Genomic DNA, 26,683 nt, shown 5'->3' on the forward strand with positions numbered 1-26,683 from the left:
GCTGTTTCTTCCATTTCCTGAATGCTTGGCAAAAGAGAGAGGAGACTGCCTTTTACCAAGTATCCTGTTGCCGTTTTGTCATTGCGAGACGGCTTATGGCGCAATACTATACCACCATGGATCTAAAGAGTCGCTTCGCCCCTAGCCCCACCGGCTATCTTCATCTGGGAAACGCCCGCACCGCCTTGTTTGCCTGGTTGGCAGCACGAGCTGTAGCGGGTCGTTTCGTTCTGCGGCTGGAAGATACAGACCAGTCCCGCTCACCGCAAATTTATGAAAAAGCCCTGTTGGAAGATTTGTGCTGGCTGGGTCTGAACTGGGATGAAGGCCCTGACATCGGTGGCCCGGTGGCTCCCTATCGACAGATGGAACGCCTGGATATTTATCATCAATACTACGAAACCCTGCTGGCAGCGGGACAGGCCTACCCCTGTTATTGCAGTGCCGAGGATCTGGCCGCAGAACGAGCGGTGCAACGGGCTTCAAGCAAGTCACCGCGCTATGGCGGGCGTTGTCGACATCTGAATGCGGAGCAGCGCCGTGATCTTGAAGCCAAGGGTATTCAGCCGGTGTTGCGCTATCGGGTGCCCGATTCGGGAATGTTGACCGTGCCCGACCGGGTCTGGGGTGAGCGCAGCTACGCTCTGGCCGATCTGGGTGATTTTGTCATTCGGCGCAGTGATGGCAGCCCGGCCTTTTTCTTCGCCAATGCGGTGGATGACGCCCTGATGGGGGTGAATCTGGTTTTGCGTGGAGAGGATCATCTCAGCAATACCCCGCGTCAGATTCTGATTTTGCAGGCGTTGAATTTGCCCGTACCCGAATACGCCCATCTGCCGCTTCTGCTGGGTAGTGATGGTCAGCCCCTGTCCAAACGCCACGGCGCGGCCAGTTTGCGTGATCTGCAATTTCAGGGTTATCTCCCGGCAGCCGTGCGCAATTATCTGGCCCGTCTCGGTCATCACTATGCGGAAAGTGACTTGCTGGATGATCAGGTTCTGGCTGCTGGTTTTTCGGTGGATAAAATCAGCCGTGCGCCGGGGCATTTTGATGTCGTTCAGCTTCAGCATTGGCAGCGTCTGGCTCTGCAGGAGTTGAGCGATGCACAGCTATGGGAGTGGCTGCTTGCCGCCAATTTGCCCAATGTTAGTATTGAAAATCGATTAGTGGAAAAGATGTTGAAGGCTGTTAGCGAAGATGAAGATCTGCCAATAAAGTTTGTCGCAGCAGTGCGCGCCAACATTTTGTTTCCCGAAGAGGCCGTGGATTGGGCAAGGCGTTGTTTTGCCGATGAGGCATTCGCTGAATTGGAAAAAGAAGACGCGGCACTTGCCGCCCTTGCGGAAGCCCCGGCGGAATTCTGGCCGTTGGCCGCGATGCTTCTCCAGCAGTCAGCCGGAGATTACCGGATCTGGACCAAAACCCTGCAGCAGGAAAGTGGATTAAAAGGGAAATCCTTGTTTATGCCCCTGCGGGCAGCCTTGACAGGACGTAGTCATGGTCCCGAACTGGCAGCCCTCCTGCCTTTAATTGGTATGGAGCGCGCGCAACAGCGCCTGCGTACTGCCCCCAGCGTATTATCTGAAGCGAGAAAGTAATGTCGCCATTCCTGCCGTCCATCACTCTTTATGACACCCTGCAACGTGACAAGACCCCTCTGGAACCGGCAACGCCGGGGCAGGTGGGCATTTATGTTTGTGGTATGACGGTTTATGACTACTGTCATCTGGGTCACGCCCGGGTCATGGTCACTTTTGATACAGTGGTGCGTTATTTGCGGGCACGGGGCATGAAAGTGACCTATGTGCGTAATATTACCGATATTGACGACAAGATTATCCGTCGTGCTCTGGAGCAGGGCGAGTCTATTCAGTCGCTGACCACGCGTTTCATTGAGGCCATGCACGCCGATGAAGCTGCCTTGCTCTGCCAGAAGCCGGACCTGGAGCCGCGTGCTACGGAGCATGTGGGTGCCATGCAAAACATGATTGCAGAGTTGATTGAACGGGGACACGCCTACGCAGCAGCCAACGACGATGTGTATTACGCCGTGCGGAGTTTCCCGGAATATGGAAAGCTTTCGGGCAAATCCATTGATGAACTCAATTCGGGCGCGCGCGTGGAGTTGGGCGAAGATAAACGCGATCCCCTGGATTTTGCCCTCTGGAAAGCGGCCAAGCCCGATGAACCCTCCTGGGCTTCACCCTGGGGTGAGGGTCGGCCCGGCTGGCATATAGAGTGTTCTGCCATGTCGGCAGATGCCTTGGGCTGCACTTTTGATATTCATGGTGGCGGCGCCGATTTGCAGTTTCCGCACCATGAAAATGAAATTGCCCAATCCCAGGGGGCGGGTTGCGCCTTTGCCCACTACTGGATGCATAACGGCTTTGTGCGCATCAATGACGAAAAAATGTCCAAGTCCTTGAATAATTTTTTGACGGTGCGCGAACTTCTCCCTCTTTTTTCAGGCGAAGTGCTGCGCTTTTTTATTCTTTCCAGCCAATATCGCAGTCCCTTGCATTACAGTGAAGAAGGGTTGGAGCAGGCCCGTGCCGGTTTGACGCGCCTATACACGGCGCTGCGCGGCATGCCAGCACGCCAAATTGTGCCCGAATTGGGCAGTGAATGGCGGGAGCGCTTTCATAGCGCCATGAGTGATGACTTTCATACTCCGGCGGCGCTCGCCACCCTTTTTGACCTTGCCCGGGAAATCAATCGCTTGCGAGGTGAGCAAAGCGAGGTGGCAGCACCCTTGGCCACCCTCCTGCGCGAACTGGCAGCCATGCTGGGAATATTGCAGGAAGACCCGGAAAGCTATTTCCGGGGTTCCAATGAAAGCGATAATGCCTGGATTGAAGAGCGCATAGCGGCTCGTCTTGCCGCCCGCCAGCAAAAAGATTTTGCGGGTGCAGATGCCATTCGTGCGGAATTAGCTGCTGCAGGAATTATTCTGGAAGATGGCCCTGCCGGCACCAGTTGGCGACGGCAAGGAGCCTGAATTGCAGAGCGGCAGCCGCTTTACGAATTAATCGTCGTTAAGCGGCAGGGACTGCTGACCGGGGTCTTCAACACTTTCTGCCGTTTCAGTAAACAGCGGCAAATGCCAGTCTTCAGGACTTGTTACAGTAGCTGCTGTCGAGGAACTCTCGGTGGCAGAAGGTTCCGCCAGCTCGGTCAATGGCTCCGCAGAGGGCTCTGCAGCTTCAGAATCAGGAGTCAGGACAGTCTGGACGGACTCTGTTGCGGAGCTCATGGTTTCCGGGGCTGAATCAGGCTGTATCTCCGCCGCTTCCAACATTTCCGCCCGGGTTTCTTCCTGAGCTTCCGCTGGCGCTTCCTCGACTGCGGCGATGACAGCAGGCTCGGTAGTGATGCTCTCGGTAAGCACTTCTGTGCTCACCGGAGTGGCTACCAGCATTTGATGCCAGTCGTCCGTGGCAGGAACCGGTCCAGGATAGATCAGCAGTTCACGCGGCGCAGGCTGTTCAAGTTTTGCCGATGTTTTGGCCGCTGCCTTAGGCGCTGCATGGGTGGTTTCCGGAGTGGCTTCCTCGGTCTCCATTTCCTGAGCGTTTTCGTTCTCTCCCGAATTACCCTGGGTCGAACGCCGGGCTCTGGCCCGCCGACCTCCGCGCCGCCGCCGGCGGCCCCGGTTTTCTTCGCCGGAGTTTTCTTCGCCTACTTCACTTTCGGGAGCAGGCGGCGTTTCACCGCCTTGACTTTCTGCCAGAAAGGTAGCCGCGTCCACAGGAACATAACGCGATACCAAAGCGCGTACCAGGCGGGCGAGAATCCCTTCCTCAGGCACAGCGGGCTTGTTGGTGTCGCCAGTATTTTTGCTTTTGGCTGCCGGTGCCTGTGCACGGAGCGGGGGAAGCACATCGGGCGGTGGCGGTGCAGTCAGCGGACTCAGCGCCGCAGATTCGGTACCAGGACGGCTGGGACGTGCGGGTAAAGCATTATTCAGGTTTTGTGGCAAAGCCTGCGTGGCGCTCGCCTCCATGCGAGTGCGCTCAATGTTGTAGTGCGGTGTTACCAACTCCGGCTTGGGAATAATGACAATGCGGGTTTCTGTTTTTGCCTCAAGTTCGAGAATCGGCAGACGTTTCTCGTTGAGCAGATAAATGGCCACATCGACCGGTACTTCACACTGCACTTCAGCAGGCCCGGGTTTCATGCATTCTTCCTGCAGCAAGCGCAGCACATGCATGCTGGTCGCCTCACAGCCGCGAATCTGACCCGTACCATTACAACGTGGGCAGGGTTCCGAAGAAGCTTCTTCCAGACTGGCTCCCAGCCGCTGCCGGGACATTTCCATCAAACCAAAGCGGGAAATACGGCCAAGCTGTACCCGCGCCCGATCCAGCTTAAGGGCTTCCTTGAGCTTGCCTTCCACTTCACGTTGATGTTTAGGGGATTCCATATCAATGAAGTCCACCACAATCAGGCCGCCCAGATCTCGCAGACGGATTTGGCGGGCAATTTCTTCCGCCGCTTCCAGATTGGTGCGGAAAGCGGTTTCGGCAATATCCTGACCCTTGGTGGAACGGCCCGAATTGACGTCCACGGCAACCAGCGCCTCGGTATGATCAATGACAATGGCCCCGCCCGACTCCAGCCGCACTTCCCGGCTGAATGCCGATTCAATCTGCTGTTCAATTTGATAGCGGCTGAAGAGGGGCACGTCGTTATCGTAATATTTCAGGCGGTGCACCATTTTCGGCATCATGGCGCCCATAAACTGCACGGCAGCGTTATAGGCCCCTTCCTCATCAATGAGAACTTCACCAAAATCTTCCGAAAAGTGATCGCGCAGGGCCCGGACGACCACATTCCCTTCCTGGTAAATCAGAAAAGGGGCGGCACGGGGTGCGGCCGTATCGACAATGGCTTGCCAGATTTGTTTCAGATATTCGAGATCACGATGCAGCGCCTCGAGTTCTTGACCAATACCGGCAGTACGGGCAATGACGCCCATATTTTCCGGAATATCGAGAAGTTGAAGATGCTGACGAATCTGGGTGCGATCATCACCCTCAATGCGTCGGGAAACGCCGCCCGCCCTGGGATTATTGGGCATCAGGACCAGATAGCGACCGGCCAGGCTGACAAAGGTGGTGAGAGCAGCACCCTTGCTGGAGCGCTCTTCCTTGTCCACTTGAACAATGACTTCCTGACCTTCGCGAATCAGCTCTTGAATACGCTTGCGGCCCTGGCCGGATTCCTGTTGCTGAAAGTATTCACGGGCAATTTCCTTGAGGGGCAGAAAGCCGTGACGTTCGGCGCCATAATCAACAAAAGCCGCCTCCAGGCTGGGCTCTACACGGGTGATTTTGCCCTTGTAGATGTTGCTCTTTTTTTGTTCCTTGTAGGCGCGTTCAATATCCAGGTCGAGGAGTTTTTGACCATCTACCAAAGCCACCCGCAACTCCTCTGCATGGGTAGCGTTAATCAACATCCTTTTCATAAGTTCTTCTTTCTCCGGCGCTCAACCCGCATGCTCAATAAAGCAGGCCGGGGAGCGCAGCGTTTGTAATTGGGACCGAAAGGCTTGCCCTTCGATGCTAAAATGGGGGCCGCACTCTGTTAGCGCAGCGTCCTCAGTCGCAATATATGCCATAAAAGAATAGAATCGCAAACGAAAAAATGCAGGGGCGGTGAAAATATGGCGGAAAACGGAGTGCGACAGTGGCTGGTGACCGATGCGGAAGCGGGCCAGCGTCTCGACAATTTCCTCCTGCGGGTCATGAAAGGCGTGCCCCGTTCTCACATCTACAAAATCCTGCGTAGTGGCGAAGTGCGGGTCAATAAAGGCCGGGCGCGTCCCCATTACCACATTGCCGTTGGCGATGTGTTGCGCCTGCCGCCGGTGCGGGTTGCTGAGCCCAGTGATCCGGCGGTTCTGCCTGCCCACCTGCGCGGACAACTGGAATCTGCCGTACTTTTTGAAGACAGCCATGTGCTGGTGCTGAACAAACCCAGTGGTCTCGCAGTCCATGGGGGCTCCGGTTTGAGCTGGGGCATTATTGAAGCCCTGCGCCAACTGCGGCCCGAAGCCCGCGAGCTGGAACTGGTGCATCGCCTGGATCGCGACACTTCCGGTTGTCTGTTGCTCAGCAAAAAACGCTCGGCACTGCGCGCGCTGCACGAGGCCTTGCGCCAGGGGCAGATGGAAAAACAATATCTGGCCCTAACCCTGGGTGACTGGAAAGACAAAACGCGCTCCGTGCGCTTGGCCTTGCGCAAAAACACCCTGCAATCCGGAGAACGCATGGTGCGGGTGGATCCAGTTGACGGTAAACCCGCGCATACGCGTTTTTTGTTGCTAGAGCATTTTCCCGGTGCGGCTTTATTGCAGGCCGATCTGGATACCGGACGTACTCACCAGATCCGGGTTCATCTACAGGCCATAGAACACCCGGTGGCGGGTGACGAAAAATATGGCGACGCAGCTTTCAATCAGCGTATGCGCAGTCTGGGTTTGCGCCGCCTGTTTCTGCACGCGGTCAGCATTCGTTTTACGCATCCTCGCGATCAGCAACCCATGCATATCCAGGCCCCGTTGCCCACAGAGCTGGAAGGATTACTTCAGCAATTACGACAGGAGCCCAAATCATGAATCCCATACTCCAGGATCGCCGTCTGATCATATTCGACTGGGATGGCACTTTGATGGACAGCATTCCCACTATTTGCCGATGCCTTACCCATGCATTCGCCTATGCCGGACTGGCCGATCGCGGCGAAGAGCAATATAAGGAAATTATTGGCCTGGGCCTTGGTGATGCGTTGGCGGTTCTCGCCCCCGATGCGGACGAAAACTTACGTTCCCGCATTCTGGAGGGGTATCGGAATTGCTTTTTTGCCACTCCCGCAGTCGATATGCCACTTTTCCCTGGAGTGGAGCAGGCTGTCATTGCCCTGGCTGATGCCGGTTTTCAAATTGCTGTGGCAACGGGCAAGGCGCGCCGTGGTCTGGACAAGGTGCTGAGCGAAAACCCGCACCTGGCTGGCTGCATCAGTGCCAGTCGTTGCGCGGACGAAACCCGCTCCAAGCCCGATCCCCTCATGCTCGAACAGCTCCTGGATCATTATGCGTTGACACCTGAAGCCGCCGTCATGGTCGGGGATACCGTCCATGATATGGAAATGGCGGTAGCGGCAGGAGTGCTGCCTTTAGGGGTGCTTTGCGGCGTTCATGATACCCAACGATTAACTCAGGCGGGTGCGGCGCTGTGCTTGCCTGATCCAAGATTTTTGATTGTTGAGGGTGTTTGAAGCGTTGTTCATGCTATTCATCCGGTTGGCTTTGCCTTAACTGATGCTTTTTTGACAATATTGAGTATCAAAGAGGAGAGCAACCCATGCATCCAAACATCGCAGAATTTCCGCATCCTGAACGCATCGGAACCTTCCGCGAGTTCGGACCGTTTGGTATTCCCTACCAGATACTCAGGGAAGGCCACGATACCGCGAAGGGCTGGTCTGTCGAGATTGAGGTGCCACACAAACAGGGGAACGCTGGAATATCCGCTGAAGGACGCTCTTGACGATCCAGAGGCACGCTAGTGTTCGCCATCGCCTTTAACCTGACTGTTAAGGAAGTCACAAAGCATCCTCTACTTGATGCAGGAAGTATCCTTCTATACTCAACGGTTAAGACGCTCTATGCTCAGCATTCAGGTCAGGAAGTCTTAAGTAACCATGGTAGAAGAAATTGAAAACATCATACTGGAACACCTGAAACGCTTTCAGGTCGGGCAAGATCGCATCGAGCGTGAGCTGAAAGAGGGAAAAAGCCGGGTCACGACCCTGGAGGCAACGGCGTCAACGATCATGCAATACTTGGCGCAAATGTCAGGCTCAATCGCCGAGCAGCATGTGCGCTAAGACAATTTGGAAGATCGTATCCAACGTGTGAAACAGCGCCTGAAATTTATCATTTTTTAGCAGAAAAAAGCGTCAATATGGTTTACGCTTAGCCTGACTCATATTCCGCAAATTATTTCAATCTATCAAGCGGTTAAAAATTAATTTTCAGCGCAGTTGTGTGGTAAAAGCGTCATGCTGACGTATGGCAAAAAATGGCGCTGATTAACAGCCAAAACGTCTTTTGTCTGATTGCGAACGGAAGCCGCGACATGCAAAGCGTGCTTGCTCGCCGCTTGCTGGGTGCTTGATCCGCAACCCCTGTTGGCTGGTAAAGACGGATTGCGGTTATCCTTGGCGGGTACTCAGGACAGGTTGCCCGTGGTTTTCGATGGCGCTCGCATTGGGCTGCCCCTCAATGGCACGCTGAGCTCCCATATCTTGAAATCGTCATCAATTCGTGTCGGACGATACGCAGATTTAAGACGGAGTGGTTGACCTTCATGTCATGAAATACTTTACTTAATCCGCAGTCATCGCTAACATGCCGCGCTTATGTTTTCCGCTAAAACCAATAGTCTGCATCTTGCCAAAGTGACTGGCCCTGGCGATCGCCTGGAAGGTCCGGTTGATCTTGCTGCATGGAGCCGTCTAGCGGCGGCGATAGCAGAGTTGGAATCGGTGCAGGCAGATCTGGATTTGCAGCGAACTGGTTCAGTCGTATTGGCAGATGGATTTATAGAGGTTTCTGGACAAATTCGCTGTGAACGTTGCCTGGGAAACATGCCTTTATCCTTAAATGTGCCCGTGCATAGCGGTTTGGCTGAAACCGAAGAGATGGTCAGTACGTTGGATCCGGATCTGGACATCGTGTTGGCCGATAAGGGTGTTGTGGCATTGCAGGCGTGGTTGGAAGACGAGGTTCTGCTGGCTTTGCCCATGATTCCGCGTTGTGCGGAGTGGCAATCTGGCACTTGTCCGGTATCCGGACTGGAAGCATTTATTATTGTTGATTAATGGAGATTTGAGACATGGCCGTACCACAAAGTAAAACCTCCCATTCACGTCGTAATATGCGTCGTGCCCATGATTTTCTGGTAACCGTCAATCGCTCGGTCTGTGCGAATTGTGGCGCAGCCAAGTTGCCTCATCACGTTTGCCCCGAGTGCGGATTCTACAAGGGCCGTGAAATGGTCAAGAAGTCTGTGGAAGCCTGAGTGACTTGCTGAACCGGCACAACGCGAGGTTGTTCTCATGCCGCATATAGCGGTAGACGCCATGAGCGGAGACAATGGCCCGTCGACGGTCATTTCTGCCATCAAGGATCTGGTGCAGAATTACCCCGATGTCACTTTTCATCTGGTCGGGGACAGCCATATCCTGAAAAGTGAATTGCAACGCATGCACCTTCAGGATTCGGAGCAGGTGAAAATCCACCATGCCAGTCAGGTGATAGGTATGGATGAGGCACCTTCCCAGGCATTGCGGGGCAAGCGCGATTCATCCATGCACGTAGCCATTGCCCTGGTTCGCGATGGGCATGCAGATGCGGTGGTCAGTGCGGGCAACACCGGTGCCTTGATGGCCATGGGCAAAGTATTTTTGCGGACTATTCCGGGTATTGATCGTCCGGCGATTGCTGCCTTCATGCCTACTACCACAGGGCGTTTTTTGGCCCTGGATTTAGGTGCCAATGTGGATTGCCATCCTGAACATCTGCTCCAGTTCGCGGTCATGGGCTCGATTCTTGCCGAACGGGTGATGGGCGTGGCCAAGCCTCGTGTCGGCCTGCTCAATATCGGGTCCGAAGAAATCAAGGGCAATGAGCAGGTCAAGGAAGCTTCTTTGCTGCTGCGTGCAGCACGACTCAACTTCATCGGTAATGTTGAAGGTTCGGACATTTATCGCGGCGTTGCTGATGTGGTCGTTTGTGATGGTTTTGTGGGGAATGTCGCACTGAAAACCTCAGAAGGACTGGCCAGCATGATTAGCCACGAGTTGCGCGCCAGCTATACGCAAGGGATTTATGGAAAGCTGGCTTATCTGGTCAATCGGCCCATCTTGCAGCGATTAAGAAAACGTCTGGATTCCCGGCAGTATAATGGGGCTACCTTGCTTGGCCTGAATGGGATTGTCATTAAAAGTCATGGTAATGCCGATCGCTACGCATTTGCGCGGGCGGTGGAAGTCGGAATTGCTGAGGCCAAGCACCGTCTGACCTTGCATATTGCCGAAGTCATTCAGGAAAACCTCAATCCCGTGGTGCGAAACAGCGCGTGAACCCCATTTATAGCCGTATTATCGCTACCGGCGGATATCTGCCCGAGCGCGTCATGCATAATGCCGATCTCGAACAGATGGTAGATACCAGTGATGCCTGGATTTTTGAGCGTACCGGTATTCGTTCGCGGCATATTGCCGCAGAAAACGAAAAAACCGTTGACATGGCCGAGCACGCCGCCCGGCAAGCCTTACGGGATGCGGATATTCAGGCAGAAGACCTGGATCTCATTCTGGTAGCTACTACCACACCCGATCAGGTTTTTCCCAGTACGGCCTGTCTGTTGCAAGCCCGACTGGGTAATCGCGGCGCGCCGGCCTTTGACGTTCAGGCAGTTTGTACCGGTTTCATTTATGCTCTGGCTACGGCTGATCAATTTATTCGCAGCGGTACGGTAAAAACGGCCCTGGTAGTCGGGGTGGAAAGCATGTCCCGTATTGTCGACTGGACTGATCGTTCGACCTGCATTTTGTTTGGAGACGGGGCAGGAGCGGTGGTCTTACGTGCAGATTCTACACCCGGCATCATTTCTACGCATATCCATGCCGATGGGGCCTATGCCGAATTACTGCAGGTTCCGGAAGGTCGCAATCAATTAACCATGCAGGGTAATGCCGTTTTTCGTATGGCCGTGCGCGCGCTGGGAGATATTGTTCAGGAAACTCTGGCAGAAAACCAAATGCGTCCAGAGGATATTGACTGGTTGGTCCCTCATCAAGCCAATATCCGTATCATCCAGGCTACGGCCGATAAATTGAAGCTGCCCATGGATCGGGTAGTGACGACGGTGGAACATCATGGTAATACTTCTGCAGCATCGGTGCCTTTGGCACTGGATGATGCAGCGAGGCGGGGATGCTTCAAAGCCGGGCAAAATCTTCTGCTGGAAGCCTTTGGTGGTGGTTTTACCTGGGGTTCGGCATTGTTGCGTTGGGCTTGAAGTTTATGTTGCCCACGGGCATCAACTGACAGTTTGCTTTAGGAGGAGGTTCGATTGCACGGCTCTATCGCCTTTGTGTTTCCCGGCCAGGGTTCCCAGTCTATTCAAATGCTTGCCGATCTGGCGTCTACTCATCCTCTGGTCCAGGAGGTTTTTGCAGAAGCCTCTGACGTATTGGGAGAAGATCTCTGGGCTCTCAGTCAGAATGGTCCTGTCGAAAAACTCAACCAGACCCGCTGGACCCAGCCCCTGATGTTGGCTGCCGGATATGCGGTGTACCGGGTCTGGGAGGAAGAGGGGGGTGCTTATCCTGATTTTGTCGCCGGTCATTCCCTGGGTGAATATACGGCGCTGGTGGTTGCCGACGCGCTGGATTATGCCGATGCGGTTCGTCTGGTAGCCGAACGTGGTCGTTTGATGCAGGCGGCCGTGCCGGAAGGTTCCGGTGCCATGGCGGCGGTCATTGGTCTGGCTGATGAGGATCTCAAGCGGCTCTGCGCCCAGGAGGCTCAGGACAATGTCCTTTCTGCCGCGAACTTTAACGCGCCCGGGCAGGTAGTGGTCGCCGGCGAAGCCGCCGCAGTGGAAAGACTGGTTGAAGCGGCCCGATCTGCCGGTGCCAAACGCGTCGTTATGCTGCCGGTCAGTGTCCCCAGTCATTGCAGCTTGATGAGCACAGCGGCGCAACAATTTTCAACAGTTGTTGAATCAGTTGCGTTCCGCGCCCCGAAGGCCATGCTGATCCATAATGCTGACGTACTGAGTCATACCACGCCGGAAAGTATTCGTGCAGTGCTGGTCAAGCAATTATACAGCCCGGTACGCTGGACCGAGACCATTCGTTATCTGGCGCGCCAGGGTGCCCTGACTTTTGTGGAAATGGGACCAGGACGGGTTTTATCCGGCCTTGGCAAACGGATCGAACCTTCTTTGACCATGCTGCATGTAGAAGATGGTAAAAGCCTCAAGGCCACTCTGGAGCTGGTTTGATGGGAAGCACACTGGAAAATCAGGTCGTGCTGGTTACCGGAGGCAGTCGTGGTATTGGTCAGGAAGTAGCCCGGGTGCTTGGCAATGAAGGTGCCCTGGTCATTGCTACAGCAACCACCAGCAAGGGGGCTGAGGCCATTTCTGCAAATTTTCAGGCCAGCGGCATCCAAGGACACGGGGTTGTTCTGGATGTCACGGATGATGCGGCGATGGATGCCTGCCTGAAAAAAATTCAAAGTGAATATGCGGCGCCCAGCATTCTGATTAACAATGCAGGAATCACTCGGGACCAGTTACTGTTGCGCATGAAAGATGAAGACTGGGATGCGGTGATGGCGACCAATTTGCGCGCTGTTTATCGCCTTAGCAAAATTTGTTTGCGCGATATGCTAAAGGCGCGTTTTGGCCGTATAATCAACATCACTTCGGTGGTTGGCAGCATGGGTAATGCCGGACAAAGTAATTACGCGGCGGCCAAGGCGGGTGTAGCGGGTTTTACCCGCGCCCTGGCCAGAGAAGTGGCCGCCCGTCAGGTGACGGTCAATTGTGTGGCTCCTGGCTTTATCAGTACCGATATGACAGAAGGTTTAGGTGAGTCCCATAAGGAAGTGCTTTTACAGCAAATTCCTGCGGGTCGCCTGGGTAACGTGGCCGATGTGGCGGGGGCTGTGGCTTATCTGTCCAGCCCGCAAGCCGGTTATATCACCGGGCAAATTCTTCATGTCAATGGTGGCATGTGGATGGGATAGGGTAACGTTGGCTTTACAGGACTGCACCCCTGTGGTCCAATCTCGCCGACAATAATTTTTAACCAGCAAAGGAGTTTCTCCCAAATGGAAAATGTGGCAGAACGTGTAAAGAAAGTAGTAGTCGAGCAGTTGGGCGTCAATGAAGATGAAGTGACCAATGAGGCTTCCTTTGTGGATGATCTAGGCGCCGATTCTTTGGACACTGTGGAACTGGTCATGGCCCTCGAAGAAGAGTTCGACTGTGAAATTCCTGATGAAGAAGCTGAAAAAATTGCTACCGTGCAGCAGGCTATTGATTATGTATCCTCTCACATGCCCGCCAAGGATGCCTGAGCGGCGATTCATTTCAGGGTAATGAGGAGAGCTGACGTTTGAAGAAACGCGTAGTCATTACTGGACTGGGTATTGTTTCGCCTGTGGGGATCGGTATTCCGGCCGCATGGGATGCTATTATGCAGGGACGTAGTGGTATTGGCCGCGTCACTCGGATTGATCCTGCCCCTTACAGTTCGCAAATCGCCGGAGAAGTGCGCGGTTTTGATATCACCCAATACATTCCCGGCAAAGATGCCAAAAAAATGGATTTGTTCATTCATTACGGCATTGTGGCAGCGATGGAAGCCATTGCAGATTCCGGCCTGAAAATCAGTCCGGATATTGCTGAACGGGTTGGTGTTTCTGTTGGCAGCGGCATTGGCGGCTTGGCTGGTATTGAGTCCGAACATCAAGTTTTGATGGATAGCGGCCCCAGACGTATTTCACCGTTTTTTATCCCGCGTTGTATTGTGAACATGGTCGCAGGACATATTTCCATTATGTATGGTGCCAAAGGCCCGAATATTGCTATGGCTACGGCCTGTTCTACGGGCACCCATTCCATCGGTGATGCCGCTCGGCTCATCGAATATGGGGATGCGGACGTCATGATTGCCGGCGGTGCCGAAGCCGCCATCAGTCCGCTGGGGCTGGGTGGCTTTTCAGCAGCCCGCGCCCTTTCGACCCGCAATGACGAGCCGGAAAAGGCCAGTCGGCCCTGGGATAAGGATCGTGATGGTTTTATATTGGGTGAAGGTGCCGGAATTCTGGTTCTTGAAGAATATGAGTTTGCCATGCGGCGTGGTGCCCGTATTTATGGAGAGCTGGCCGGCTATGGTATGAGTTCCGATGCCTATCATATGACCCAGCCCGCAGCAGGCGGGGAGGGGGCAGCCCGGTGTATGCGTGTCGCATTGCATAATGCCGGTTTCCAGCCGGAACAGGTAGGTTATATTAATGCCCACGGCACTTCCACCCCTTTGGGCGATCGTGCCGAGACGGAAGCAGTGCATGCCGTGTTTGGAGAGCATGCGCGCTCTTTGGCCATGAGTTCCACCAAATCCATGACCGGCCATTTGCTGGGGGCAGCGGGGGGGGTGGAAGCCGTATTTACCACGCTTGCCCTGCATCATGGAATATTGCCGCCGACCATCAATCTGGATACAGCCGATGAAGGCTGCGATCTGGACTACGTCCCCTTGCAAGCCCGCCAGCAAAGCGTAGATGTCGCTTTGAGCAATTCTTTCGGTTTTGGTGGTACCAACAGCACCCTCGTATTTCGCCGCCATAGCGACTAATCCGTTCAGTGCACGTGCAGGCCGTGATGATGGATGGGGTCCCGCAACAATCGGGGGCCTGTCCGGCTGTTCTTGACCGCGCTTTTCATTATGGTGATGGTCTGTTTGAGACTGTCGCCATCATTCAGGGTAAACCCCTGTTCTGGGATGAGCATCTCCAACGCCTTCAGGCGGGCGCTCAATTATTGCAGATGAATCTACCCGGACCATTGCCGTGGCTTGAAGATTTTCAGCGACTGCAAGAGCATGTTTCTCTGCCCGATCGGTATGTTCTCAAATTGATTTTAAGTCGTGGTCCGGGAGGGGGTTATGGTATTCCCCGCAATGGCTCCGCCGCCCGTTATGTGTTTGCTTCGGACTGGCCCGAGCGCAATCCAGCTTATTGGTATCCGGGGATTCTCGCCGATATTTGCTCTGTTCCCCTGTTGACCGGAGCCCCTTATCTGAAAGCGAAAACCCTCAATCGTCTGAATCAGATCATGGCCCGTAATGCCTTGCCGCCGAAATACGCCGAGGGCATTGTCCTCGATCATCAAGGCTTTTTGCGTGAAGGCATTATGTCCAATTTATTCTGGGTTGCTGCGGGCATGGTCTATACACCCTCACTGGAGGAGGGGGGTATTGCCGGAATCCAGCGTCAGGCTATTTTGAATTGGCTGCAGACATCAGGCATTCCCTGCCAAATCGGGGATTATCGGGCAGAAAGCCTGATCGAGGCAGAGGAAATTTTTTTCAGTAACAGTCTGATTGGTATCTGGCCGGTCAAGCGTTTTCAGGATCGTAACCTGGCGGGTAGCCAGGGTAAAATCAGTGCCCAAATACTGCAATGGCAGTCAACACTGGGGCTGGGTCCATCCTGATGCGGCGCATAATCCTGACCTTTCTGCTGGTCATTATTCTGGCTCCGCTGGGCTATTACGGTGTGACGATGTACTTGCCGCAATCTTTTCCCAAGCCGGGAAAGCAGGTCCCCATCCGGCTTGGTAGTGGCACATTGGAAAGTATTCAGATTCTGCACAAGGCGGGTGCTCTGCCTTATCCACAGATGTTTCGTATGGCCTGGATATTGGCCGGTCGTCCCGTGCTGCAGGCGGGTCTGTATGATTTTCAGGGTCATGTTTCGCAGGAGAATATTCTGCAACGTCTGATACATGGGCAATCCCGGCCCCTCAATGTGGTCATTATCCCCGGTTGGAATTTGTCGCTGATTCTTCAGGAGTTACGTTTAAAGTCTCCCTATCTGAACCTGCATGGACTCCCGACGGGCGATCAGGCCGCGCAACAACTGGCTGCCGCAGGAATCGGCGCCCAGAACAGTGCTGAAGGTTGGCTTTTCCCAGACAGTTATCGCTATGTTCCAGGGACTTCAGCTCTGAGTATCCTGAAGCGCGCCTATCAACGGATGAATAACAATTTACAGCATTTATGGTCGCAACGTGCCCCCGGATTACCTTTAAAAAACCCCTATCAGGCGCTCATTCTGGCCTCTGTGGTGCAAAAGGAAGGGGCTCCTCCCGCACAACAGGCGCATATAGCGGCCGTGTTTTTGAATCGATTACGCCAAGGAATGCCACTGCAGTCAGATCCGACGGTGATTTATGCGCTGGGCAAGCACTATCAGGGGCATCTGACGTCGCAGGATATGCACGTGCCTAGTGCGTATAATACCTATCTGCATGTAGGACTCCCGCCAACGCCCATCGCCATGCCCGGCTTGAGTAGTTTACAGGCCGTATTGCATCCAATTGACAGCCAGGATCTGTATTTTATTGCCCAAGGGAATGCCTACCATTATTCGACCAGCTACAAGCAACATATCGAGCAGATAAAACGCTATCTGCAGCCTACTGCGAGGACGCTTTCATGACAGCCCAGGAACCCACTATCACGCCGGGAATGTTCATCACCCTGGAAGGCATTGAAGGCGCTGGTAAAAGCTCTGCCATACCAGTGCTGGCAGCTTTTTGCGAAGCTCAGGGATTTAGCGTGGAGCGTACGCGCGAGCCGGGCGGTGGTCTTTTGGGTGAAGCCTTGCGCAGTATATTTTTGAACCCGGAATTGGCCCTGGATGCGGAAGCGGAATTACTGCTGCTTTATGCGGGGCGACGCGACCATTGGTTGACCCTGATTCAGCCGGTGCTGGCGGCAGGTAACATCGTCCTTTGCGACCGTTATGAAGATTCCACCTATGCTTATCAAAGTGGGGGCAGGGGTTTTCCTCAAGAGCGTATTGCCGAACTGGCGCACTGGGCTGGCATTACCCGGGCACCGGATTTGACTTTCTGGTTTGATGTCAGCCCGGAACTGGGCGCCGCACGCATTCGTGCCCGGCGGCCGGATCGCCTGGAACAGGAACAGACCCCATTTTTTACCAGAGCGCGGGCCGTGTTTGCCCAACGTCAGGCGGCCGAACCACAGCGAATCATCCGCATTGATGCCTCAGCCCCCATGGATCAGGTGCATGCCGCGCTAGAGCAAGCCCTGGCCCCCCGTTTGCGTAAGCATTTTTCATGAAAGCTTTGCAGCCAGATCCCCAATCCTGGCAACCCATCCAGGCCTTTTTAGCCTCCGGATTACCGCAGACCATGCTGGCAGTCGGTGAATCCGGTTCTCTGCTGCGTCTGCACCTTGATGCACTGCAGGCCGCCACGTTGTGTTTCAAGCCTACTGTCGAAGGGTTTGCCTGTGAACAATGCCGTTCGTGCAAGCTGCTGGCGGAAGGCTCTCATCCGGATTTATGGGTGGCAGCCCCTGAGCCTGGTAAACAGATCTCCATTGATACATTGCGTCAGGCCATGGAATGGATTCAGTACACGCCGCAGGTCAGCAACTCGCGCTGGTTGCGCATAGATAATGCCGAAGCCATGACGGTGGCAGCCGCCAACGCCATTCTAAAAACCCTGGAAGAACCTCCCACCCGTGCGCACATTGTTTTGCATAGTGAACAGGCTTCCCGCCTGTTGCCTACCATTCGCTCCCGCCTGCAGCGCATTCCCCTGCCGGAAATGCAGATGGTGCAGTCCATGCACTGGCTGCAACAGCAGGGGGTGGATGCAGAAAATAGCGTCGCTTTGCTCCGTCAATTAGGCAATCGGCCCTTGCGCGCCCTGGAGCTTTGGGAGGCGGGTTGGCAAGAGCAGCGCCAGCAATGGATGCGCAGTTTGCTGGATTTGTCAGGGCAGGGGGTTGTGGCGACTCTGAAACTCGCGGAGCAATGGAGCAAAAGTTCGGATCTACTCCTGATCCGGGAGATGGTACTGAATGTCCTCGCAGATTTTATGCGTTTGCGACAGGGGCTGCTGGACAGAATCGCTGACCTGGACTATTTAGAAGAGTTGCGACTGAAAGCTCCGGATATTTCGGCGGAAGCACTGCAGTCCAACCTGGATGGCTGGTTGCAACTGCCATTGACCCTGGCCCAAAACAGTAATGGGCTGATGGTCATGGAAATGTTGCTTTTGGACTGGCTGAAATTGTGGCCAAGGAGGAAAACTCATGGAATTCAAAACTGAGCCCAAACCGGGAGGCGCAGCTACTGCGTTGTCCGTAGTGTTGCGTGACCCCCAAGCCGTACAGCGTTGCTTTATGTCTGCTATCAAGGGTGGCGGATTACTGGTGGAAACGCCTAATCTTCTCCCCATGGGGACCGAAGTCCTGCTGATGATTACCCTGCCAGACAGCCAACCCCGCGCCCCGGTGATGGGTAAGGTTATTTGGGTCACTCCCGTGGAAAACCGCGATGGTCGGCCACCGGCCATCGGCGTCCAATTTCAGAATGATCGCTCAGGGGTGCTCACGCGCATTCAGAATGCCCTGTCCGGATTACCCACCCATGGTGATGCGGTGCTGAGTTTTTGACGGAATTGTCATCAGGCTTTCAGTATCAGGATTTGAAGTTGCGGGACCAGGGTTTCCGGTCATTGCTCTTTGAGCAAGGTCTGGGTTACACTTCGCACCCTCAGGAGAGGTGACCGAGCGGCCGAAGGTGCAGCACTGGAAATGCTGTGTACTCCAAAAGGGTACCGTGGGTTCGAATCCCACCCTCTCCGCCAATAAAATTGCGTAACTATCTGATTTATAAATAATTAAATATTTTTAAAACCGTTCTATCTTACCTATGATCTTACCCGGTGAAAAATTCTTCTTCATAGACTCACTTGGGTTGCGATAACGAGTCGTGGGAATGTTGGCAAGATTGGGCATCAGGTTTTTACCATGCCGAGACCCTGTGGTGCCGATGCCGTCGGAAAATGCAGAGCGAGAATGGTTGCCCATCCAGACGATGCGAATGGAATTAAGATAATTGATCAAGGTTGGCTTGGTGCTCTATCCAGTAGTCCGTCGCTAAAGTTGAAATTTCTCCATGAAGAATCTGGGAGCGGTGAATTCACAAGGATTTGGGACTGTTTCCCCTAGCTTTTACGAATGTGGGGAGTATCCATATAATTATGGAAATGTTAAAATTATGCAATGGAATCAGCCTGTAAGTTAACAAGAAAGGCATATATCGTGAGCAACACAGTCAATTGCGCTTCCATTGAAGAAGTCCGCTCTAACATCGACCGCATTGATCGTCAAATTGTTGCTCTTTTGGCTAAACGTGGCAGATTTGTGAAGCAGGCTGCGGGATTCAAGAAAACTGCGGAGGATGTGAAAGCGCCTCAACGCGTCGAACAGGTTATTTCCAGGGTGACGGCATTGTCGCAAGAACTTGGTGCAAATCCATCTGTCACAGAGCAGGTGTATCGTGCAATGATTTCGGGGTTCATTGACGCGGAGATAACCGAACATGCGCATCCTGTGTCGACTTCGCTGGACACGCAGCAACCCCTGTTCCAGATGCATTTCCAGGAAACGACGATTAGGAAGATTGGTGAGACTGTCATGGAAAGCCAGATATTCAATTTTGGCTTCTGATGTCTTTCGATCCGTCACATCCCGCGTGATAATGATGAGCCCTACACGCTCTCCGTTTACTGTAAAAAGAGGGGTCCGCTTTGTTTCTAACGTAGCAAATCCACCACCTGTTTGCGGCATGGACTCTTCCTCTATGCGTATTTTCCGGTCGCGCCAGGCCTTTTCATCCTGAGCCAGACAGTCTTCGTGAATCACCCGAAATTCTGGATGCAAATCGGCTAGCTGCACATCTGTTTTATTCCGCCAAGGGATATCCCGCAGATGATAAAGCCGGATTACTGTATAGTGGACCCCTCTGTCAAGACAATAATCAGTCGAGTTTAAGAGGGTGTTTGACAGCGGCAAGGCGACTGGTCCGGCAGCACAACATCGATGTTCATAAACCAGAAATCAAACGCCTGGCCGCTATGCAGAATAAGAAGTAATGCGATATCCCATTGAGCAAATACCAAAAACGCCTGACGTTCAAATCAGCCATGAGAATCGCGACTGGCAAATAGGAAAGGCCAAGAGTATGTCTTTAGTAGACCTTCAATCCCGCTGCTGCATAGGTTTTTCTGGGCCAAGATCGTCAATGCGATAGCCATCTGGGTAGGTTGGCCGGTGCAATTGCGTACGCATCAAGGGTTTGTTTCTGAGCCGTAGCGCACTGGCTATTCGTCCTCGCAAAAGTAATGCACGGGTGAGCACTCGGCTCAACCAGATTGATTGTCCAGATAAGCCCAAGGCGTTGAGTAAGGGTCGATCCAGTAGCGCATAAACGGCAGGCCGTCCCAGTCGAAACAGTACGGGCGGCATATAAAAGCCCAGCAGCAAGTCTATCGTTTTTTCTGCGACACATCGGTTTGAATTTGAATAATGAAAATGCTCTGCCTCATAGGACTGATTAAACTGCTCCAGTTCAGCATATTCATCATGAATACCTTGGATGTTCATGCGCATGCCTATGGTCCGCCAGAAGTTGAACCAGGCCAAGCGTTCTTTTTCTGATAGGGGGCGATGCCCGAAACGCTCTATCCATCGTATCGGTTCAAAAATAAACGTCGACAATACATATAGGTAGTCATCATTGCGAATCGTATATCTGGTGTGCTGGCGGTTGATGTTTTCAATGGCAGCCTGCCCTCGTGGACTATCGTAGCCGTGTTCAATCAATTCACTGAGGAGCAGGTCGGTATCATCGTAACGTTTGCGGGTGCGTTCAGTGAGTTCTCCCGTGTGGCGAAGGAGACCAGAAATGCGGGGGACCGCATACGTGCGAAACAGGGCTAGTTCAAGCGCACGCGGTATATCAAAAGGATACACACAAGTTGCCATCAGAAAAGTGATTCGGCAGTGATCCTTGACCGGATCTAGCTGGAGAATTTCACGATCATAGGCCGTAGTCATGAATGATTTACAGAAAGATTGGAAGGCATTAGTTATCCCATGCGCGCCTTATGAGCACTTCATATCTTATAGAGAATCAAAAATCTATGGAGCCACATTACTACCACGGCAGAAGACGGTTAAGGCACAATGAAGAGTTCACTGATCCAACAATTGTCCACTTGGTTTCTTCTGACACATGAGTCCGGCTATCAAATAGAATAGCATCCAAATACTGCAGAATAAAGGAAGAGCCTTCAACCTATCTTCGCCTTACTCCATCGCAGATGTAATGGATGCCTCCCCCTATAGGACCGGCAGCGGGGCGCTTCAGAAGGGAGCCCCCGCTTGATCCGGACGGCATCAAGGTGCCAAGGTGGAAATTTATCCACGCAAAGGATAAGGAGGACTCGTCATGGGGGTGTAAGCCCAAACCGCCGAAAATTCCGTCTGGCTGTTTAACAGTATCTCATGAAAATCGGTGAAACTTCAGTTTGTGAGGTCTTTCTATCTTACCGCTGATCTTGCCTGGTGAAAATTCTACTATAGTATCTCGTACATCCTTTTTAGATTCTTTGTGTTCCGCACAACCTCTTTGCCGGGATCGGCGTTCTTACATTATGCTTGTGCTCAATTTTTAACATTTTTTTATAGCGGTTCAATGCTACCTTCAAGAAATTTTTCAAGCGTTTCTGACTGTTGTTTGTCGTTAAAAATAAAGGCAAAACCCAAAAGAGCAAAGCCGTTATGGTCGACGGTCACGCCGTCAGTATTCGATGGATTTCGTGTCACCAGTGCAGAGCGACGCAGTTCGGCCTGGCTTTTCCAACTGCTGTGATCAGATTTGAGCAGAATAATTTCTCCTTGTTCATGAAGGTGTATATTCAGTTTGCCATCATCATAGGCGGCCATATGCATTCCACCCAGAAATCCACCATAACTCACATCCATGACCTGTCCATATATGGGTTCATCCTGTTGTGGGTTACTCCAGTAAGCAGTCATATTAACTGTTAGGCTGAAACGATCATGTTTTCTGGTATTTCGAAGCCATAACTGTTTTGGATAGTCGATATGCATTCCTGAGGCGTCGATCGCCCTGATGGTAGAGAGGAATCCCAGAGACTGCTCTGTGCCGTAGTACACACAGAGCACTTTTTCCCCAATTTGTCCGAGAAGACTCAAAGGACTGCCCGTATTTATCTGAATAGAAGTGGCCGTCATTTTTGTAATGGCAATTTGCTGGGTGACGGCAGCTTGTTCGCGGAACAGGGTCAGATATTTATGTTGTAGGCGCAGTTCAATCAGCAATTCCGGGATGTCTTCGGAATCTACGGTGTTCCAGGAAAGAAACAACTCCTGCGCGTGTTCGTATAGAGGTTTGTTAATCATGGCAGACGCTCTGGTGGGATGCGTAAGCATATCATGGTTAGCGATATTCGCTAATCAAATAATCACCGTTTCATTATATTAAATATTAATAATATTACTTTTATCCACTTTTAATAAGCTGGCTGATCTCATAGATTTTTTATAGTTGTTCTACAGTGGGTAGTAATGTATATATCGCATAACACTATCCAATGTAAATCAGGGTTGAGAGTATAAAAAGCAGGAATAATTACTTAACATGATGAATGTAATTATAAATTTTCACATTTGAATAGTGGTTTAGTACCTTTTTCTAATAAATACCTCATTGAAGGAGAGGTGAATATGTTGAACAAAGCAAAGCAAAGTCATTTGCGTTATTTGGCGATTATTCCGTTACTGCTGTTATTGAATGGCTGTGCAAAGCATTCCATCTGGTGGATATTTAATCCCAAGGGAGTAGGTGCCAAAGCCAGTTATGATTATATGATGATTGATGTGGCCGTCATGCTGGCGATTGTTGGTGTTACGGCTATTTTGATTGTCTGGTTCATGTGGAAGTACCAAAAAGGCAAAAATCGTGGCACCTATGATGGGAAATGGGAGCATTCCAGAAAGCTGGAGGTGGCATTCTGGGGTATCCCGATCGTCGCAGTGGCTTTTCTTTCCTGGGCCGTAGCCATACATGGCAGTTTCGCGGTCAATCCCTACAATCCTACCATCATTACCAAGCACATGAAGCCGAAAGGCGATCCCATCCAGGTCGATGTCATCGCGACGGATTGGCAATGGCTGTTTATCTATCCCCAGTTTCACAACATGGCCGTTGCCAATGAATTGGTCGTGCCCGCCCATACTCCCGTGTTTTTCAAGTTGACTTCTACGGCGGTCACCACGGACTTCTTTGTACCACAATTGCTGGGCATGATTGATGTGATGCCGGGCATGCGCACTAAAGATGCTTTAGAAAGCAACAATCTCGGAACCTATCAGGGTATTGCTGCAGACTATTGCGGGGCAGGGACTTCGTGGATGCTCTTCAAAACCAAAGTGGTCAGTATGGCCGATTTTAAACAATGGGCTGACGGTGTTGAAAATAGCCCGAATACCATGAATTACGCAGCGTTCAACCGCTTTGCCGAACCCTATATCAATGTAAAGGATAAAACCCCGGTTTATGGGCATGTTGAGCATGGTCTTTTTAATCATCTGCTTCTGGAGGTCATGGATGGGAAAAAATGGCCTTTACCCATGTTTATGACTGAAAACATGTTTCACTGCTTAAAACTGCAGGCTTCAGAACACCGTGCCTGATAACAACAGACTCGCAATGGAGAACCGCTATGCTGGTTAACGTACCTGGACCCTGGAGTCCTTTGCTGGGACGTCTCGCCTTGTCCGAGATCCCTTACACCAATCCCATTCTTGCGCCGCTATTTGTGGTGATCGTTCTTGCTGGAATAGCGCTGGTGGCAGCTATTACTTATTACGGAAAATGGGGTTATCTCTGGAAAGAATGGTTTACCACGGTAGATCACAAGAAGTTGGGTGTCATGTATATCATTCTTGGTCTGGTTATGCTTTTTCGAGGATTTATTGATGGCCTGATGATGCGCACCCAGCAAATGCTGGCGGTGGGGCCTGGTGATAACGGCATGAAAGCCATGGGCGCGATTCACGGCTATTTGACCCCATTTCATTTTGGTCAAGTATATAGTGCGCATGGATTAATCATGATTCTGCTGGCGGCTACGCCACTACTGGTAGGCATCATGAATATTATTGTCCCTCTGCAAATTGGTGCTCGGGATATGGCTTATCCCTATCTGAATGCTTTGGGTTTATGGATTACTGCCGCCGCTGTTTTTCTGATCATGATTTCTCTATTTGTAGGGGATTTTTCACACAATGGCTGGTTTGGTTATGCGCCGATTTTTGAACTGGCCTATAGTCCTGGTGTAGGCGTAGATTACTGGATCTGGACGCTGGAGCTGGTAGCTTTGGGCACCACGCTTGGTAGTATTAATTTTCTGGCTACAGTGGTTAAAATGCGGGCACCTGGCATGACCTGGAGTCGCCTGCCAATTTTTACCTGGTCAGCCGTTTCAGCCAATATTATTGCCTTAACTTCCTTTCCCTGTTTGCAGGTGGCATTGGCCCTTGTGGGTGCGGATCGCTATCTGGGTACACACTTTTTTACCGCCGGTTTTGGCGGTAACTTGATGCTTTATACCAATTTATTCTGGCTCTGGGGTCATCCGGAAGTGTATTTCGTCATTCTCCCGGCTTTTGGCATGATTTCGGAAATTATTCCTGCTTTCTCCGAAAAGCCAATTTTCGGTTATACGGCTATGGTTTTGGCTACTTTTGCTATTGCTGGTGTATCCTGGATTGTCTGGTTGCATCACTTTTTTACTATGGGTATGGGTCCTTATGTCAGTACGGAGTTTAGTATTGCGACCATGCTGGTGGGTATTCCTACGGGCGTAAAAGTCTTCAATTGGGCAGCAACTATGTACAAGGGAAGGCTCACTTTTAGCGCAGCCATGCTTTGGGCTATTGGTGCTTTGTTCCTACTGTTGATTGGTGGTCTGACTGGAATGATGCTTTCTATTCCAGCGGTTAACTACATGGTGCACAACAGTGTATTTGTGGTGGCGCATTTTCATATGATGCTGCTTTGTATTGTCTATGCAGTATTCGGTGCAGTGATTTTCTGGTTCCCCAAAGTGTTCGGCTTCAAGCTTCATGAAGCCTGGGGAAAAATCATGTTCTGGTTATTTAGTGCCGGAACCTTCCTGGTTTTTTTCCCGATGTTCATGCTGGGCTTTATGGGCGAAACACGGCGCCTGGATTGGCCCTTTGATCCGCATTGGGCAGTCTGGTTTGATGTTCAGGAAATCGGCATCGCAGTTTATGTACTGTCGGTACTGGCTTTTCTTTGGATGATTTATGTCAGCATTCGGGATCGGGCGCATCATCGTGTGGGTGCCGATGCCTGGGGTACTTCCCGGAGTCTGGAATGGCTGACCGATTCACCTGTGCCTTTTTATAATTACGCTATGGTTCCTCATATCAATGCTCGGGATGAAGCGGCCTGGCGTCGGGAACACGGTTTTTCAGAAAGTCGGCCAGATCACTTTGCTGCCATACATATGCCCAATAACACAGGCGTAGCCGTTTATATTGGCGCATTAACCTTTGTCATAGGTTTTGGACTGACCTGGCGGATCTGGTGGTTGACCGTTGCGGCGCTGATTTTAACGGTGCTGATCATGATTTATCGTTCCGGTAAAGGTGATCCGGGTTACGTTATTTCTGCAGAAGAAATGGAAAAGCTGGATCGGCAATCCCGGCAGAACATGTCTGATGGTCAACAACATCTCCCCAAAGGGGGTGGTTATACCGGAGGAACAGTAACGGCTTATTCCGCCGCAGCAAGTGATCAAAGACCTCAGGGTACTCCGCCTGGAAATTCCCGACCGTTGTCTTGATACCACCGGATAGCGTGGCGGGTTGAATACTGCCACGCCTTTGCCCAGCATTTAATGAAGGAGTTGGATATGAGTTCTTCTCATGATAAGCCCGTAGATCCTAACCAGGTGGTTTTGTGGTCGGATGATTACGAAGGGCATGATGTGATTTCCACCCGAACCTTCGGGTTCTGGATGTATATATTAAGTGACGGGATGTTGTTCGCGACACTTTTCGCAGCTTATGGCGTGCTAAGTTATTCTCATAGTTATTATACCGGTCCGACACCGGCACAATTTGTTGCTCCCTGGTACACCTTTATTCAGACCATGGCCTTGTTTCTGAGTGTACTGGCTTACGGGTTTTCCATGGCTTCACTTAAAACCGGCAGTAAGGCCGGCGTTATCAATGGAATAATTGCCTCCATGGTTTTGGGTATCGTATTTGTTGGTCTGGATATTCATGATGTGTTGCGCATGATCAGCATCGGCGTAACGCCGGAAGTCAGCGGCGGACTTTCCGCCTTTTACGCCCTGACCCAGGTGCATGCCGCCCACATTTTTGTCGGCCTGATCTGGATGCTGGTGATGTTGTATCAAATCCTGAGAAAAGGCTTTACTGAAGATGTGGTTGGACGTCTGATCAGTCTGCGCATGTTCTGGCAGTTTCAGGCGGTAATGTGGGTATTTATTTATGTGTTTGTTTATTTGTGGGGGTATATGTCATGAGTCATGGCCATAGCAATCCGATTGAACATCCGGAAGTACAGATGGCGAGTCGTGGGAGTTATTTGACAGGATTTATTATTGCATCTTTGTTGATGTTGGCTGCTACCATTCTGGTCAGTGGTCAGGTCCTGGCACCTTTCCCCCTGTTGCTTACCATTATGGGTTGTGCGGGTCTGGCGGCCATCGCCCAGATTTATTTCCTGCTGCATATCGACATTTCTGAACACAACATCTGGAATACCGTGGCCCTGGTGATGTTCATTCCCTTGTTTGTCATCACGATCGGACTGACCTGGTGGATGTTCTCCCAGTTATACCTACGCACTATGCCGATGATTCCGGGTATGCCTGGCATGCACTGAAGGGTGACGATATGGGTGAGA

The 26,683-nt window shown here is 52.0% G+C and carries 27 protein-coding genes, 1 tRNA gene and 1 pseudogene; 25 read left to right on the plus strand and 4 right to left on the minus strand.

What is annotated here, in order from left to right; translation table 11 throughout:
- Positions 1 to 95: 95 nt before the first annotated feature.
- Together gltX and cysS are read left to right on the plus strand one after the other, a co-directional pair.
- A complete protein-coding gene (gene gltX, locus HAP95_RS01875; RefSeq protein ID WP_215882725.1) occupies positions 96 to 1,598 on the plus strand; it encodes a glutamate--tRNA ligase in 1,503 nt (500 codons plus the stop codon).
- The gene (gene cysS, locus HAP95_RS01880) at positions 1,598 to 2,998 is read left to right on the plus strand and encodes a cysteine--tRNA ligase (RefSeq protein WP_215882726.1); all 1,401 of its coding nucleotides are present in this window, start codon (positions 1,598 to 1,600) and stop codon (positions 2,996 to 2,998) included. The genes gltX and cysS overlap by 1 nt, the downstream gene beginning before the upstream one ends.
- 27 nt (positions 2,999 to 3,025) lie before the next feature.
- On the opposite strand, the gene HAP95_RS01885 is transcribed toward cysS, so the two are convergent.
- A complete protein-coding gene (locus HAP95_RS01885; RefSeq protein WP_226832426.1) occupies positions 3,026 to 5,467 on the minus strand; it encodes an Rne/Rng family ribonuclease in 2,442 nt (813 codons plus the stop codon).
- A 198-nt stretch (positions 5,468 to 5,665) separates the two neighbouring features.
- On the opposite strand from HAP95_RS01885, the gene rluC reads away from it, so the two are divergent.
- The 19 genes from rluC to HAP95_RS01980 all read left to right on the plus strand — a co-directional run bounded on the left by rluC (position 5,666) and on the right by HAP95_RS01980 (position 19,359).
- Positions 5,666 to 6,619, plus strand: a complete 954-nt coding sequence (gene rluC / locus HAP95_RS01890; RefSeq protein ID WP_215882727.1) for a 23S rRNA pseudouridine(955/2504/2580) synthase RluC — start codon at positions 5,666 to 5,668, stop codon at positions 6,617 to 6,619.
- Positions 6,616 to 7,278 (plus strand): HAD family hydrolase, encoded by a 663-nt coding sequence (locus HAP95_RS01895; RefSeq protein ID WP_215882728.1) that lies wholly within the window; start codon positions 6,616 to 6,618, stop codon positions 7,276 to 7,278. Before rluC ends, HAP95_RS01895 begins: the two co-directional genes overlap by 4 nt.
- An 86-nt stretch (positions 7,279 to 7,364) precedes the next feature.
- A complete protein-coding gene (locus HAP95_RS01900) occupies positions 7,365 to 7,550 on the plus strand; it encodes a DUF5397 family protein (RefSeq protein ID WP_226832428.1) in 186 nt (61 codons plus the stop codon).
- A 154-nt stretch (positions 7,551 to 7,704) separates the two neighbouring features.
- The gene (locus HAP95_RS01905; protein WP_215882729.1) at positions 7,705 to 7,890 is read left to right on the plus strand and encodes a hypothetical protein; all 186 of its coding nucleotides are present in this window, start codon (positions 7,705 to 7,707) and stop codon (positions 7,888 to 7,890) included.
- 534 nt (positions 7,891 to 8,424) lie between these two features.
- Complete coding sequence (locus HAP95_RS01910; protein WP_215882730.1) at positions 8,425 to 8,886, plus strand: YceD family protein; 462 nt, start codon at positions 8,425 to 8,427, stop codon at positions 8,884 to 8,886.
- Between the two features lie 14 nt (positions 8,887 to 8,900).
- The gene (gene rpmF, locus HAP95_RS01915; protein WP_010639780.1) at positions 8,901 to 9,086 is read left to right on the plus strand and encodes a 50S ribosomal protein L32; all 186 of its coding nucleotides are present in this window, start codon (positions 8,901 to 8,903) and stop codon (positions 9,084 to 9,086) included.
- A 37-nt stretch (positions 9,087 to 9,123) separates the two neighbouring features.
- Positions 9,124 to 10,149, plus strand: coding sequence for a phosphate acyltransferase PlsX (gene plsX, locus HAP95_RS01920; protein WP_215882731.1), 1,026 nt, complete (start codon positions 9,124 to 9,126; stop codon positions 10,147 to 10,149).
- Positions 10,146 to 11,090, plus strand: a complete 945-nt coding sequence (locus tag HAP95_RS01925) for a beta-ketoacyl-ACP synthase III (protein WP_368356536.1) — start codon at positions 10,146 to 10,148, stop codon at positions 11,088 to 11,090. Before plsX ends, HAP95_RS01925 begins: the two co-directional genes overlap by 4 nt.
- 54 nt (positions 11,091 to 11,144) lie before the next feature.
- A complete protein-coding gene (gene fabD / locus HAP95_RS01930; RefSeq protein WP_215882732.1) occupies positions 11,145 to 12,080 on the plus strand; it encodes an ACP S-malonyltransferase in 936 nt (311 codons plus the stop codon).
- On the plus strand, positions 12,080 to 12,829 hold the full coding sequence (fabG, locus tag HAP95_RS01935) for a 3-oxoacyl-ACP reductase FabG (RefSeq protein WP_215882733.1): 750 nt from the start codon (positions 12,080 to 12,082) through the stop codon (positions 12,827 to 12,829). The genes fabD and fabG overlap by 1 nt, the downstream gene beginning before the upstream one ends.
- Positions 12,830 to 12,913: 84 nt before the next feature.
- A complete protein-coding gene (gene acpP / locus HAP95_RS01940) occupies positions 12,914 to 13,162 on the plus strand; it encodes an acyl carrier protein (protein WP_010639790.1) in 249 nt (82 codons plus the stop codon).
- Positions 13,163 to 13,200: 38 nt separating this feature from the next.
- Positions 13,201 to 14,442 carry a beta-ketoacyl-ACP synthase II gene (gene fabF / locus HAP95_RS01945; RefSeq protein WP_215882734.1) on the plus strand — a complete coding sequence of 414 codons (1,242 nt, stop codon included), beginning with the start codon at positions 13,201 to 13,203 and terminating at the stop codon, positions 14,440 to 14,442.
- 26 nt (positions 14,443 to 14,468) lie between these two features.
- Positions 14,469 to 15,302, plus strand: a complete 834-nt coding sequence (gene pabC, locus HAP95_RS01950; RefSeq protein WP_226832430.1) for an aminodeoxychorismate lyase — start codon at positions 14,469 to 14,471, stop codon at positions 15,300 to 15,302.
- A complete protein-coding gene (gene mltG, locus HAP95_RS01955) occupies positions 15,302 to 16,309 on the plus strand; it encodes an endolytic transglycosylase MltG (protein ID WP_215882735.1) in 1,008 nt (335 codons plus the stop codon). Before pabC ends, mltG begins: the two co-directional genes overlap by 1 nt.
- Positions 16,306 to 16,956 (plus strand): dTMP kinase, encoded by a 651-nt coding sequence (tmk, locus tag HAP95_RS01960; protein ID WP_215882736.1) that lies wholly within the window; start codon positions 16,306 to 16,308, stop codon positions 16,954 to 16,956. Before mltG ends, tmk begins: the two co-directional genes overlap by 4 nt.
- Positions 16,953 to 17,954, plus strand: coding sequence for a DNA polymerase III subunit delta' (locus HAP95_RS01965; RefSeq protein WP_215882737.1), 1,002 nt, complete (start codon positions 16,953 to 16,955; stop codon positions 17,952 to 17,954). The genes tmk and HAP95_RS01965 overlap by 4 nt, the downstream gene beginning before the upstream one ends.
- Positions 17,938 to 18,300 carry a PilZ domain-containing protein gene (locus tag HAP95_RS01970; protein WP_010640182.1) on the plus strand — a complete coding sequence of 121 codons (363 nt, stop codon included), beginning with the start codon at positions 17,938 to 17,940 and terminating at the stop codon, positions 18,298 to 18,300. The genes HAP95_RS01965 and HAP95_RS01970 overlap by 17 nt, the downstream gene beginning before the upstream one ends.
- A gap of 103 nt (positions 18,301 to 18,403) precedes the next feature.
- A tRNA-Ser gene (locus tag HAP95_RS01975) sits at positions 18,404 to 18,494 on the plus strand.
- A gap of 457 nt (positions 18,495 to 18,951) precedes the next feature.
- A complete protein-coding gene (locus HAP95_RS01980) occupies positions 18,952 to 19,359 on the plus strand; it encodes a chorismate mutase (RefSeq protein WP_215882738.1) in 408 nt (135 codons plus the stop codon).
- A gap of 15 nt (positions 19,360 to 19,374) precedes the next feature.
- Here the strand turns inward: HAP95_RS01980 and HAP95_RS17445 are convergent.
- The 3 genes and pseudogenes from HAP95_RS17445 to HAP95_RS01995 form a co-directional block, all read right to left on the minus strand.
- Positions 19,375 to 19,704, minus strand: a pseudogene (locus tag HAP95_RS17445) (PAS domain-containing protein); the annotation flags it as partial.
- A 186-nt stretch (positions 19,705 to 19,890) separates the two neighbouring features.
- Entirely contained in the window at positions 19,891 to 20,748 is an 858-nt protein-coding gene (locus HAP95_RS01990; protein ID WP_215882739.1) for an oxygenase MpaB family protein, read from the minus strand.
- Between the two features lie 627 nt (positions 20,749 to 21,375).
- A complete protein-coding gene (locus tag HAP95_RS01995) occupies positions 21,376 to 22,038 on the minus strand; it encodes a hypothetical protein (RefSeq protein ID WP_215882740.1) in 663 nt (220 codons plus the stop codon).
- Positions 22,039 to 22,443: 405 nt separating this feature from the next.
- On the opposite strand from HAP95_RS01995, the gene HAP95_RS02000 reads away from it, so the two are divergent.
- The 4 genes from HAP95_RS02000 (at position 22,444) to HAP95_RS02015 (ending at position 26,662) form a co-directional block, all read left to right on the plus strand.
- The gene (locus HAP95_RS02000; protein WP_215882741.1) at positions 22,444 to 23,412 is read left to right on the plus strand and encodes a ubiquinol oxidase subunit II; all 969 of its coding nucleotides are present in this window, start codon (positions 22,444 to 22,446) and stop codon (positions 23,410 to 23,412) included.
- A 29-nt stretch (positions 23,413 to 23,441) separates the two neighbouring features.
- Positions 23,442 to 25,592: a cbb3-type cytochrome c oxidase subunit I gene (locus tag HAP95_RS02005; RefSeq protein ID WP_215882742.1), complete on the plus strand. Its 2,151-nt coding sequence runs from the start codon at positions 23,442 to 23,444 to the stop codon at positions 25,590 to 25,592.
- 69 nt (positions 25,593 to 25,661) lie between these two features.
- Positions 25,662 to 26,300, plus strand: coding sequence for a cytochrome c oxidase subunit 3 (locus HAP95_RS02010; protein WP_010643012.1), 639 nt, complete (start codon positions 25,662 to 25,664; stop codon positions 26,298 to 26,300).
- Complete coding sequence (locus HAP95_RS02015) at positions 26,297 to 26,662, plus strand: cytochrome o ubiquinol oxidase subunit IV (protein ID WP_010643010.1); 366 nt, start codon at positions 26,297 to 26,299, stop codon at positions 26,660 to 26,662. Before HAP95_RS02010 ends, HAP95_RS02015 begins: the two co-directional genes overlap by 4 nt.
- Positions 26,663 to 26,683: the final 21 nt, after the last annotated feature.

It is taken from the genome of Acidithiobacillus sulfurivorans (assembly GCF_018853815.1).
GTDB classification, from domain to species: domain Bacteria; phylum Pseudomonadota; class Gammaproteobacteria; order Acidithiobacillales; family Acidithiobacillaceae; genus Acidithiobacillus; species Acidithiobacillus sulfurivorans.